This is a genomic window from Pseudomonas sp. MPDS, assembly GCF_013283895.1.
GTDB classification, from domain to species: Bacteria; Pseudomonadota; Gammaproteobacteria; order Pseudomonadales; family Pseudomonadaceae; genus Aquipseudomonas; species Aquipseudomonas rhizophila.
Window position 1 is genome coordinate 3,715,939 of the sequence record NZ_CP054128.1, and the last position, 11,992, is coordinate 3,727,930.

An 11,992-nucleotide genomic window follows, 5' to 3' on the forward strand; every position below is an offset into this window, starting at 1 on the left:
GGCGGGCTGGATCAATTATCTGGCAGGCAGGTAAAAGACTTCCCTGCCCCGGTCTCCCCTTAATGGGCGCTCTGATGTCCTATCACACTGGGGAAAACACCATGGAGCACACCCGCAATACACCTTTGCTGCGCAACGCCATCGGCCTTGGAATCGCCCTGCTGGTGGCTGATTCGTCGGCCCAGGCCTATGAGCTTTACGCCGACGACGACACCACGGTTACCGGCAACTTCCTGGCGGTCTACGGGATGTTCAATAGTCGCAAGAACTATGACGGCACCCGCGGCGGCTCAAGTTGGCGTGAGGGTTTTATCAAGTATGGCCTGAGTATCGACCAGACACTCGGCGCCATGGGCAGCGTCTACGGGACGGCCAATCTGGTCAGCTCCGGTACCTGGGGCGACGGCGATGCCGCGGGCCTGAGCGACGGATCCGAACGCACCACCAAGTTCGATGAAGCGTTTGCCGGCTGGCGTTCAGGGGATCTGTTCCCGGCGCTGGGCAAGGACGGCGTCGACCTGTCCTACGGTCGCCAGGTCATTACCCTCGGCGATGGTTTCATCATCAATGACGACGGTCTGAACCTGGGCAAAGGCGTGGCCGACGGTGAGTTCAACCGCGGCGGCGCCTATTACCTGGCGGCCCGTCATGCCTTCGACAAGACCGCCGTGCTGCGCCTGGGCGGCCAGGAAGGCGTACACGGCAGCCTGATGTGGATCAAGTCCGACAACCGCGCCCAGGCCAATACCGAAATGGCCGCCGGTACCCTGCAATACAGCGCAGCACCAGGCACACTGGGGCTGACCTACATCCATGGCATCGACGTCGATGATCGCTACGCCAGCGAGTTCCAGAAGCAGCGCGAAGGCATGGACATCTACAGCCTGCGGGGCGCGGGGAATGCCGGCATCGACAATGCCCACTTTGCCTTCGAATATGCCTGGCAGGACAAGGACGCGGGCCCGGAGAAAGCCTGGTACACCGAAGCCGGCTACACCTTCGCTGAGCTGCCCTGGACCCCGGACCTGACCTATCGCTACAGCCGCTACTCCAAGGACTGGGACTCGATGTTCAACGGCACGAGTCGCGGCTATGGCACCTGGTTCCAGGGCGAAGTCACCGGCAACTATTCCGGGCCGTTCAACAGCAACACCGCTGTCCAGCACCTGGGGCTCAAGCTCAAGCCAACAGAGGCAGTGACTATCGGCGCGCTATTCTTCGACTACAAGACCCTGCACACCCGCGACACGCTGAATCTCGATGGACGGGAGCTGGACCTGTATGTGGAATGGGCCGTGAACGAACACCTGATCGTCACGCCACTGGTGGGTCTGTACAAGCCGGAAAAGGACGCGAGCAACGGCGGCAATCAAGTGAGTGGCAACGGCACCAATGTCTACAGCCAACTGGTGGTAGCGGTTCCATTCTGAAGCAACCGGGAGCTGCCCCGAAGGCAGCTCCCGGGCGGATTATTGTTTGTGCTGATGCAACATGGTCTGGATCTGATGAGTCGCCTGGCGAGTGCTTTCTGCCAGTTTGCGCACCTCATCGGCCACCACGGAAAAACCGCGTCCGACCTCGCCCGCCCTGGCCGCTTCAATGGCGGCGTTCAAGGCCAGCAGATTGGTCTGCTCGGCGATGCCCTTGATCACCCCCACCACGGTGGCAATCTGGGCGTAGGTCACCTGGTTCTGCTCCAGCATGCGCTGGTGGGTGGATTGGGCCGAGCGTTCATCGCTGATATCGCGCACCGCACCGATGACCCGAACCAGGCGTGCGTGCGAATCCCGTAACGCGCGACCACGCTCGCGACACCAGATGTAATCCCCGCTTTTATGGCGCATCCGGTATTCGAATACGTACTCGCCGCTGCCCTGGGAGCCAAGGATTTCCCGCTCGAAAATCGCCATGATCTTTGGCAGGTCGTCAGGGTGGGTGATGCTGACCTGGGCATCCCAGCCATCGGGTAACTCATCGGCGGTGTAGCCCAGCAGCGAGCGGAACTGACCGGAAAAACGCATGGCGCTGGCGGGGTGCTGCAGATCGCCATTGACCACCGTGATGTCCCAGCAGCCTTCGGTCAGGGTCGATTGCAGCAGCTCCCAGATGTGCGCTTGCTGCTGGAGTTGCTGCAACTGCTGGCGGTGTTCATCCAGGCGTGCTTCAAGCCGATGCTCGCGCTCCAGGGCCTGTTCCAACTGCTGGCGAGTCACCTCAAGTTCATGCTCACGTTGCCGGCCTCGCGCGCTCTGCTCGCTCACCTGTGCCTGGGCATTGTGCAGGTCTTCGCTTGCCTGCGTCATCTGCCGTGCGTGTTGCTCAAGACAGTCCCGCAGTGACGGATACACCTCCAGCATCGGGGCGTCGCCGCCCTCTCCGGCCAATGCGCGTTGTATTTGCGCGATCAACGCCAGCTTCTGTTTGTTGGTCTGGAGAAACATCGCCCGCCCCTTTGCCCGTCAGTCGAAACACTGATCTGAACGCAAACCGGTCGCGCTGGCTTGTACATGGCTGCAATGGCTTTTGCTCCTGGCTGCCAGCCCCTCCCGGAAACTGGCAGCCACAGACATACCCCGCGGCAGGCACAGTCAAGCCGCATCGGCCCCCAGGGATTAACCTCCAGACTTTCCCTTGCCCGCGATCAGGAAACCCTCATGAGCGATATTGCCCTGCTGCCTCAGGTCGAAGCTTTTCTCGCCCGACACCACGCGCTGTTCATCGACGGTCGTTATGTCCAAAGCCAAAGCGCGCAGACGCTGGACGTCGTCAACCCCGCCACCGGCCAGGTCATCGCACAGGTCAGCGAAGCCTCGCCAGGCGATATCGATGCGGCGGTGGAGTCGGCGCGGCGCGGGTTCAAGCAGTGGTCTGCGGTGGCACCGGCCGTGCGCGGTCACGTGCTGCTCAAGCTGGCGGACCTACTGGAGCGCCATCGCGAAGAACTGGCGCAGATCGAAACCTGCCAGTCGGGCAAGATCATCCAGATATCCCGCGCTTTCGAGGTCGACCAGGCCGCGCATTTTTTGCGTTATTACGCCGGCTGGGCCACCAAGATCAGCGGCCAGACCATCACCCCGTCGCTGCCCTCCTTCGCCGGTGAACGCTACACCGCGTTCACGCTGCGCGAACCGGTGGGCGTGGTGGTCGGCATCGTGCCGTGGAACTTCTCCACCATGATTGCCATCTGGAAACTCGCCTCGGCACTGGTGACCGGCTGCAGCATCATCATCAAACCCAGCGAGTTCACGCCGCTGACCATCCTGCGCATCGCCGAACTGGCCATGGACGCGGGCCTGCCACCGGGTGCCCTCAACGTGGTGATCGGCGGTGGTCAAGTAGGCAAATCGTTGATCGAGCACCCTGGCACAAACAAGGTTTCGTTCACCGGTTCCGTGCCAACCGGCCTCGCCGTCGGCCAGAGCGCCATGGGCGCCGGGCTGACCCGTGCCACACTGGAACTGGGCGGCAAGAATGCGGCGGGTTTTCTGCCGGACGTGGCGGCGGACGTGGCGGTCAACGGCATCATCGAAGCGGGTTTTCTGCACTCAGGGCAAATCTGCGCGGCGGCCGAGCGGTTCTTTGTCCATCGTTCGCAGCTTGAACCGATCATGGACAAACTGGCCCAGCGCCTGAGCAAACTCAATATCGGCTCGCCCCTGGACGAAGCCACCGAGTTCGGCCCGGTCACCAACCGCCAGCATCAGCGCAAACTCGGCGAGTTCTTTGCCAAAGCCCGGGCACAAGACAACACCATCATTCACGGCGGCAAGTTGATCGACGGACCGGGCTGTTATGTCGAGCCGACCATCATCCTTGCCAACAGTCGCAGCGATACCTTGCTTCACGAAGAGACCTTCGGCCCGATCGCCACGTTCTTGCCTTACGACAGTGAAGAAGAGCTGCTGGAGCTGATGAACGACACGCCGTTCGGCCTGAGTGCCAGCCTCTGGACCAATGACCTGGGCAAGGCCCTGCGCATGGTGCCCGCCATCGAAGCCGGCACCGTATGGGTGAACATGCACACCCTGCTCGACCCGGCCGTGCCCTTTGGCGGCAGCAAGTCTTCGGGGATGGGCCGGGAGTTCGGCAGCGCCTTCATCGACGACTACACGGAACTCAAGTCCGTGATGATTCGCTACTGAGCCGCGACGTGGCGCTCATCCCAGGTAACGCTTGAACCACTCAAGGGTGCGCCCCCACGCCAGTTCGGCAGCCGCTTCGTCATAGCGCGGGGTCGAGTCGTTGTGGAAGCCATGGTTGACGCCCGGATAGATATAGGCCTGATAGGTCTTCTTCCCGGCCTTGAGCGCTGCTTCATAGGCCGGCCAGCCTTCGTTGATGCGGGTGTCGAGTTCGGCGTAGTGGATCAGCAACGGTGCTTTGATTCGCGGCACGTCCTCAGGTTTGGGCCCGCGCCCGTAGAATGGCACCGCCGCGCCGAGCTCGGGATACGCCACGGCGGCGGCATTGGCCACCCCGCCGCCGTAGCAGAAACCGGTGATGCCGACTTTCTTGCCGCCAATGGCGTCGTGTTTCATCAGAAATTCAACAGCAGCGAAAAAATCGTTCATCAGCTTCTCGGGATCAACCTGCTGCTGAAGCTCGCGCCCCTTGTCATCGTTACCCGGATACCCGCCCACCGAGGTCAGGCCGTCCGGCGCCAGCGCCACGAAACCGGCCTTGGCCACACGCCGGGCGACGTCCTCGATATAGGGGTTCAAGCCACGGTTCTCATGGGCGACCACCACACCGGGCACCGGGCCGCTAGCCTTGGCTGGCCGGACCAGATAGCCGCGCACCTGACCGTGACCGTTGGGAGAGGGATAAGTGATGTACTGCGCCACGATATCCGGGTCGGTGAAGTTCACCTGCATCGCTTGGGCATAGTTGGGGCTCAACGACGCCAGCAGTGCGCCGGCCGTCAGCCCGCCCACCGCAAACTGACTGGCCCGCTCCAGGAAGATCTTTCGGGATATCTGGCCGTGGGCGTAAAAATCGTAAAGCTCGAGCAGTTCGGGGGCAAAGTCCTTGGCGGTCAGGCGAGTCATGGTTTGATCCTCTTCGGGGATCGAAAAATCATAGACGAAAAAAAACGCCGCTCGATGAGCGGCGTTTTTTATTCACCAGACAACGTCCGGTTTACAGCGCCATGTCGGCCGCCGGGTTGCTTTGCGGGGCAGCGACCGGCGCAGTCGGTGCAGGCGCGGTGCGCTGCTGGCCGATCGTCGGTGGCGTGTCCAGCTGCAGGACTTCGCTGGTGTAAGCCCACTCCTGAGCCACACGCTCAGGGCTTTCGTTGAGCTTGGTGCCGTAGCTTGGCACGATCTGATGCAGTTTTTCCTGCCAGGCCGGGGTGGCGACCTTGTCCTTGAAGACCTTCTCAAGCACCGTCAGCATGATCGGCGCAGCAGTCGAGGCACCTGGCGAAGCACCCAGCAGAGCGGCGATGCTGCCGTCCTGGGAGGCGACCACTTCAGTACCCAGTTTCAGGACGCCGCCCTTCTCTTCATCACGCTTGATGATCTGCACGCGCTGGCCGGCCTGCCACAGGCGCCAGTCTTGTTGCTTGGCGTCCGGGAAGTATTCCTTCAGGGCGTTGAAGCGATCTTCGTCCGACTGCATCAACTGGCCGGCCAGGTATTCAACCAGCGGGTACTGTTCGATACCCACCTTGGTCATCGGCCACACGTTGTGGGTGGTGGTGCTGGTCAGCAGGTCAAAGTACGAACCGTTCTTCAGGAACTTGGTGGAGAAAGTGGCGAACGGGCCAAACAGAATCACACGCTTGCCGTCGAGCACGCGGGTGTCCAGGTGCGGAACCGACATCGGCGGTGCGCCAACCGAAGCCTTGCCGTAGGCCTTGGCCAGGTGCATCTGGGCGACGGTCGGGTTCTCGGTCACCAGGAACGAGCCGCCTACCGGGAAGCCGGCGTATTCACGGGCTTCGGGGATGTCGGCTTCCTGCAGCAGGTGCAAGGCACCGCCGCCAGCGCCGATGAACACGAACTTGGCGTCGGTCTCGGTTTCGCTACCGTCCTTCAGGTTCTTGTACGCAACGCGCCAGGTGCCGTCTTCGTTGCGGGTGATGTCCTGCACTTCGCTGGACAGCTTGAGGGAGAAGTTCGGTTTGGTTTGCAGGTGAGCAGCAAACTGACGGGTGATTTCGCCGAAATTCACGTCGGTGCCCAAGGGACTCCAGGTGGCCGCGACTTTCTGGCTCGGATCACGCCCTTGCATCATCAGCGGTACCCACTTGTTGATCTGCTCGCGATCTTCGGAGTACTGCATGCCGGCGAACAACGGGCTGGCCTGAAGGGCTTCGTAGCGCTTCTTCAGGAACGCGATGTTGTCCTCACCCCAGACAAAGCTCATGTGCGGGGTGGAGTTGATGAACGAGCGCGGGTTCTTCAGCACGCCGTTCTTGACCTGCCAGGCCCAGAACTGACGGGAAACCTGGAACGCTTCGTTGATCTCGATGGCCTTGGCGATTTCGACCTTGCCATTCTTGTCTTCGGGCGTGTAGTTCAGCTCGGCCAGCGCGGAGTGGCCGGTACCGGCGTTGTTCCAGCCGTTGGAACTCTCTTGGGCAACACCGTCCAGGCGCTCGACCATTTCCATGGTCCAGTCCGGTTCCAGCTCATTGAGCCAAACGCCGAGTGTCGAGCTCATGATGCCGCCACCAATGAGCAGGACATCCACTTTTTTTGCCTCGGCGGCGTGCGTGGTCGCAAGACCCATCGCCATCGCCAGGCCCAGCAGCGCCGTGTGTGTTCTCTTCAACATGTGTGTATCCCTAGGGTAGAACGCCATTCCGCCCACCAGTCCTGCAAGGATAGACCACGCCATGGCCGGCATACGGCATGACTGGGGTCGAGACGGGACTGGAGGACGGACCTACAGGGGCCGAGAATCATCGGCCTCGCTTTTATGTCTCTCCGGCGCTGACTTCTTGTAGGTCTTGGCTTCAGCTGGGTGAGGGACACTGCAAAACGCTTGTAATCGGGCCAGACATGGCCGCGCCCGATTGTCGCAGCGGGGGGAGTTTACAGAATGAACTAAACAGACCGAAGCCTCTTTTTTCATTCAAGGCATAAACACCGACCAAATGACGGCGTTTTGATGGCGCACTGGCTGAAAAATGTGGGAGCGAGCCTGCTCGCGATGGCGGTGGCGCATTAGACAGTGATGCAAGCTGACCCAGTGCTATCGCGAGCAGGCTCGCTCCCACAAGGGATTGTTGGTGAAATCTGGCGTCACCTCGCCAATCGCTATCCGAGCAACTGACTCAACACCGCCCGCAATTTGCCGGGCTTGACCGGTTTGTTGAGCAGTGGCGCATTGAGTTTGCGCAAGGCGCGGCGGCACTGGTCGCTGCGATCGGCGGTGATGATCACCGCCGGGATCGTCTGTTGGAAATGCTCGCGCAAGTGCTTGACCACTTCGCACCCGACGACGCCATGATCCAGGTGGAAATCCGCCAGGATCAGTTCCGGCGCGCGGCCTTGCAGCACGTCAAAGGCACCCGCCTCGTCCGTGGCGGTCAACACGTCACACCCCCACTGCCCCAGCAGCGCAGCCATGCTTTGCAAAATGCTCAGCTCATTGTCGATGACCAGCAGACGGCGGCCAGGCAGCGGGTTACCGGCGACGGCCTGGGCGGGCATCTGGGCCATGGGCAGCAGTCGTTCAGCAGACAACGGCACCTCGATGCTGAATACCGAACCGCGCCCCGGGCGGGAACGTACCTGGACCCGATAACCGAGAATGTGGGCGATACGCTCGACAATCGCCAAACCCAGGCCGACACCCTTGCGATCGGCAGCGCGACCTACGTCCAGCTGGTTGAACTCCAGGAAGATCGACTCCAGGCAGTCGGCAGCAATACCGCGCCCCGTGTCCCAGACCTCCAGGCTCAACCGCTCGCCCCGACGCCGCGCGGCCAACAGGATGCCGCCCTGAGCGGTGTAGCGACAGGCATTGCTGAGCAGGTTGCGCAAGATCCGGGTCATCAGCCGCAGGTCGGTCATCACTGTTTCGTCGCCGAAACGTACCCGTAGCTCCAACCCGGCAGCGCCAGCCACTGATTGAAACTCCGAAGCCAGCGGCGCGAGCAACTCATCCAGCCGATACGGCGCCAGGTCCGGCCTGACTGCAGCCTGGTCCAGCCGGGAGATGTCCAGCAGGTCGGTGAGCAGGTCCTCCGCCCCTTCGAGCGCCTGGTGGGTACGCTCCACCAGCACGTGTTCGGAGGTGGGCAGCGAGCGTTCGCGTAATGTGGCGATCAGTAAGCGTGCGGCGTTGAGTGGTTGCAGCAGGTCATGGCTGGCGGCGGCCAGGTATTTGTCCTTGCTGCGGTTGGCCGCCTGCGCAGCGTCCCGAGCATCGCGCAGTTGTTGTTCGATCAGCTCGCGCTGGGTGATCTGTTGTTGCAGGTTGCGGTTGGCCTCCAGCAGCGCGTCGGTACGTTCGGCCACCCGCTGTTCCAACTGATCGTTGAGCTGTTGCAGGTGTTGCCGAGCCTGTTCCAGCTCATCGAGGCGCGCGGCCAGTTCCGGATAGTGGCTCTTGCGCGTGGAGTGATTGCCCAGACCGAGCAGCCCGGCCAGGGCTTTTTGCTGTTCGTCAGAGGGCTTCGCCATAGACGACCTCGACATCCCGCTGACTCGACTCCCGAGGGTTGGTGAGAATGCACGGGTCATGCATCGCATGTTGCGACAGGAACGGAATATCCGAAATGCTCACCCCGTGCAGCCCCAGGGTTTCGTGAAAGCCGATGGTGCGCTTGAGGGCAATCAGGTGTTCCACCAGCCGGGTACGGATCTGCCGGTGATTGAGGCCCCGGCAATCGATACCCAGCGTCTGGGCAATCACCTTGAAACGCTCGGGCGCCGAGTTGTAGTTGAACGCCACCACATGCTCCACCAGCACCGCGTTGCACAAGCCATGGGGCAAATCCAGGAACCCGCCCAGGCTGTGGGACATCGCGTGCACCGCACCGAGAATCGCGTTGGAGAACGCCAGGCCGGCCTGCATGCTGCCCAGCATGATCTTTTCCCGCAGGGCGACATCCGCCGGGTTGGCGATCATCTGCACCAGGTTGCTGTTGATCAGGCGCATGGCCTCCAGCGCATGGGGGTCGGTGAGCGGGCCGTGGCCGGTGGATACAAACGCCTCGATGGCATGCACCAGCGCATCGATGCCGGTGCAGGCGGACAGGAACGGGTCCATGCTCAGGGTCGTTTCCGGGTCGATCAGCGACACGTCCGGCACCGCGGCCTTGCTGACGATGGAAAACTTCATGCGCTCTTGCTGGTTGGAAATGATCACGAACTGCGACACGTCCGCCGAGGTGCCGGCGGTGGTGGGAATCAGGATCAACGGTGGGCTGGGCACGTGCAAGGTGTCCACGCCTTCGAATTCCAGGATATTGCGACCATGGGCAACGACGATGCCGATGCCTTTACCGCAATCCATGGGGCTGCCGCCACCGACCGCGACGATGACATCGCAGTGGTTTTCCCGGTACAGCTCGGCCCCGAGCATGACTTCTTCGACCCGGGGATTGGGCGAGACGGCACTGTAGATGCAGTAATCGATGGCCTGGGCCTGGAGGCTGGCCTCGACGTCGGCGACCCATCCTGCGGCGATCACGCCGGGATCGGTGACGATCAGCACCTTGCGTGCGCCGAACGTCTTGGCGTAATTGCCGACATTGTGCCGGCAACCGGCGCCAAACATGATTTCAGGTGAAACGAACTTGCGCAGCGGGCTGAGACTCTGGCTCATCGGTAAGCCTGTTCTTATTGTTCCGGGAATACCCTGAGCCTAAAGCATCCCACCGTGATTGCAATCAGACCAAATGGGTAGCCCGGCCTGAACATCTCAGGCCGGGCCAACGCTCATCGGTTGGCGAAGTACATCGTCACTTCAAAGCCTATACGCAGGTCGGTGTACGCGGGTTTAGTCCACATGGGTCTTTCCTCTTCTTGTACCGGGCCATTCCGGCAAGGTCATTAATGCACGCTGTACCCGACGTTCGAATGCTACTTTCGAAGCGGTGAGTGGGGTGCGTTGGTAGCAATGCTGCAATCACACAAATCCAGATGTGGGAGCGAGCCTGCTCGCGATGACGCCTGAACATTCAACATAGAGGTTGAATGATCTACCGCTATCGCGAGCAGGCTCGCTCCCACAGGGGGGTGTTTCTGGGTTAGAAGAAGCCCAACGGATTAACGTCGTAGCTCACCAGCAGGTTCTTGGTCTGCTGGTAATGGTCGAGCATCATCTTGTGGGTTTCACGACCCACGCCAGACTTCTTGTAGCCACCGAACGCGGCGTGGGCCGGGTACAGGTGGTAGCAGTTGGTCCAGACACGCCCGGCCTTGATTGCCCGACCCATGCGATAGGCGCGGTTGATGTCACGGGTCCAGAGACCGGCGCCGAGGCCGAACTCGGTGTCGTTGGCGATCGCCAGGGCTTCGGCTTCATCCTTGAACGTGGTCACGCCCACCACCGGGCCGAAGATCTCTTCCTGGAACACGCGCATCTTGTTGTGGCCCTTGAGCAGGGTCGGCTGGATGTAATAGCCGCTCGACAAATCCCCTTCAAGATGTTCCGCCGCGCCGCCCGTGAGCAGCTCGGCGCCCTCCTCCCGGGCGATGTCCAGGTACGAAAGAATTTTGTCGTACTGCTGCTGGGACGCCTGGGCGCCGACCATGGTTTCGGTATCCAGCGGATTGCCGCGCTTGATCTTGGCGATCTTCTTCATGACCTCGGCCATGAACGGCGCGTAGATCGACTCCTGCACCAGCGCCCGTGATGGGCAGGTGCAGACTTCGCCCTGGTTGAAGAACGCCAGCACCAGGCCTTCGGCGGCCTTTTCGATGAACGCCGGCTCAGCCTGCATGATGTCTTCGAAGAAGATGTTCGGCGACTTGCCGCCCAGCTCCACGGTGGACGGGATGATGTTCTCGGCGGCGCATTTCATGATGTGCGAGCCCACCGGGGTCGAGCCGGTGAAGGCGATCTTGGCGATGCGCTTGCTGGTGGCCAGGGCTTCACCGGCTTCGCGGCCAAAGCCATGGACGATGTTCAACACACCGGGCGGCAGCAGGTCGGCGATCAGCTCGACGAACACGGTGATCGACAACGGCGTCTGCTCCGCTGGCTTGAGCACGATGCAGTTACCCGCGGCCAGGGCCGGGGCGAGTTTCCAGGCGGCCATCAGCAGCGGGAAGTTCCACGGGATGATCTGTCCGACCACGCCCAGCGGTTCGTGGAAATGATAGGCGGTGGTCAGTTCATTGATCTCGGCGGCCCCACCCTCTTGGGCGCGGATGCAGCCGGCAAAATAACGGAAATGGTCGGCCGACAGCGGTACGTCGGCGTTGAGGGTTTCGCGCACGGCTTTGCCGTTGTCCCAGGTCTCGCTGACAGCCAGGCGTTCCAGGTTCTGTTCGATGCGGTCGGCGATTTTCAACAGCACCAGGGAGCGATCCTGCACCGAAGTCTTGCCCCAGGCATCGGCAGCGGCGTGGGCTGCGTCCAGGGCCTTGTCAATGTCAGCGGCGTTGGAGCGTGGGAACTCGGCGATGACCTCGCCGTTGACCGGGGACGTGTTGGTGAAATACTCGCCGTTAACCGGCGCGACGAATTCGCCGCCGATGAAATTGCCATAGCGCGGCTTGAAGGTAACGACGGCGCCTGGGGTTCCGGGTTGTGCATAGATCATAATGGGCCTCTGCCTGGTCGATGCCTGTCGCGGGACAGGCGATAGGCCGATGGTAGAGAGACCCGCATGCTGGACGAATGCGTCATTGGCAGGGGGGCTCTCGTTATTTGGTCGTAGGTTTGTGGATTTTTCAGGACACGAAAAGCGGGAACAAGCGCTGCCTTTGTGGCGAGGGGATTTATCCCCGCTCGAGTGCGCAGCGCTCGCAAAGATTTTGGGGCCGCTTCGCAGCCCAGCGGGGATAAATCCCCTCGCCACAAA

The 11,992-nt window shown here is 61.6% G+C and carries 9 protein-coding genes; 2 read left to right on the top strand and 7 right to left on the bottom strand.

From position 1 onward, the window contains the following. The first annotated feature begins 101 nt into the window (after positions 1–101). Positions 102–1,430 (top strand): alginate export family protein, encoded by a 1,329-nt coding sequence (locus HQ912_RS16330; RefSeq protein ID WP_173407545.1) that lies wholly within the window; start codon positions 102–104, stop codon positions 1,428–1,430. Between the two features lie 39 nt (positions 1,431–1,469). On the opposite strand, the gene HQ912_RS28010 is transcribed toward HQ912_RS16330, so the two are convergent. Beyond that, positions 1,470–2,441 carry a methyl-accepting chemotaxis protein gene (locus HQ912_RS28010; RefSeq protein ID WP_076385139.1) on the bottom strand — a complete coding sequence of 324 codons (972 nt, stop codon included), beginning with the start codon at positions 2,439–2,441 and terminating at the stop codon, positions 1,470–1,472. 213 nt (positions 2,442–2,654) lie between these two features. Here HQ912_RS28010 and HQ912_RS16340 point away from each other — a divergent pair, with 213 nt between their 5' ends. Next, on the top strand, positions 2,655–4,142 hold the full coding sequence (locus tag HQ912_RS16340; protein ID WP_173407027.1) for an aldehyde dehydrogenase family protein: 1,488 nt from the start codon (positions 2,655–2,657) through the stop codon (positions 4,140–4,142). A 15-nt stretch (positions 4,143–4,157) separates the two neighbouring features. Here HQ912_RS16340 and yghX read toward each other — a convergent pair whose 3' ends face one another. The 6 genes from yghX to HQ912_RS16370 all read right to left on the bottom strand — a co-directional run bounded on the left by yghX (position 4,158) and on the right by HQ912_RS16370 (position 11,731). Beyond that, positions 4,158–5,048 (bottom strand): YghX family hydrolase, encoded by an 891-nt coding sequence (gene yghX, locus HQ912_RS16345; protein WP_173407028.1) that lies wholly within the window; start codon positions 5,046–5,048, stop codon positions 4,158–4,160. 91 nt (positions 5,049–5,139) lie between these two features. After that, positions 5,140–6,783 (bottom strand): malate dehydrogenase (quinone), encoded by a 1,644-nt coding sequence (mqo, locus tag HQ912_RS16350; RefSeq protein WP_173407029.1) that lies wholly within the window; start codon positions 6,781–6,783, stop codon positions 5,140–5,142. A gap of 485 nt (positions 6,784–7,268) precedes the next feature. After that, positions 7,269–8,639, bottom strand: a complete 1,371-nt coding sequence (locus HQ912_RS16355; protein ID WP_047229924.1) for a hybrid sensor histidine kinase/response regulator — start codon at positions 8,637–8,639, stop codon at positions 7,269–7,271. Continuing rightward, positions 8,623–9,786 carry an alcohol dehydrogenase-like regulatory protein ErcA gene (ercA, locus tag HQ912_RS16360; RefSeq protein WP_173407030.1) on the bottom strand — a complete coding sequence of 388 codons (1,164 nt, stop codon included), beginning with the start codon at positions 9,784–9,786 and terminating at the stop codon, positions 8,623–8,625. The genes HQ912_RS16355 and ercA overlap by 17 nt, the downstream gene beginning before the upstream one ends. Positions 9,787–9,899: 113 nt before the next feature. Then, a complete protein-coding gene (gene pqqA / locus HQ912_RS16365; RefSeq protein ID WP_003243383.1) occupies positions 9,900–9,971 on the bottom strand; it encodes a pyrroloquinoline quinone precursor peptide PqqA in 72 nt (23 codons plus the stop codon). A gap of 239 nt (positions 9,972–10,210) precedes the next feature. After that, positions 10,211–11,731, bottom strand: a complete 1,521-nt coding sequence (locus HQ912_RS16370) for an aldehyde dehydrogenase family protein (protein WP_076385147.1) — start codon at positions 11,729–11,731, stop codon at positions 10,211–10,213. Between the last annotated feature and the right edge of the window lie 261 nt (positions 11,732–11,992).

Coding starts and splice junctions, on each gene's coding strand:
- HQ912_RS16330 (WP_173407545.1), top strand. CDS start 102: ATGGAGCACACCCGCAATACACCTTTGCTGCGCAACGCCATCGGCCTT.
- HQ912_RS28010 (WP_076385139.1), bottom strand. CDS start 2,441: ATGTTTCTCCAGACCAACAAACAGAAGCTGGCGTTGATCGCGCAAATA.
- HQ912_RS16340 (WP_173407027.1), top strand. CDS start 2,655: ATGAGCGATATTGCCCTGCTGCCTCAGGTCGAAGCTTTTCTCGCCCGA.
- yghX (WP_173407028.1), bottom strand. CDS start 5,048: ATGACTCGCCTGACCGCCAAGGACTTTGCCCCCGAACTGCTCGAGCTT.
- mqo (WP_173407029.1), bottom strand. CDS start 6,783: ATGTTGAAGAGAACACACACGGCGCTGCTGGGCCTGGCGATGGCGATG.
- HQ912_RS16355 (WP_047229924.1), bottom strand. CDS start 8,639: ATGGCGAAGCCCTCTGACGAACAGCAAAAAGCCCTGGCCGGGCTGCTC.
- ercA (WP_173407030.1), bottom strand. CDS start 9,786: ATGAGCCAGAGTCTCAGCCCGCTGCGCAAGTTCGTTTCACCTGAAATC.
- HQ912_RS16370 (WP_076385147.1), bottom strand. CDS start 11,731: ATGATCTATGCACAACCCGGAACCCCAGGCGCCGTCGTTACCTTCAAG.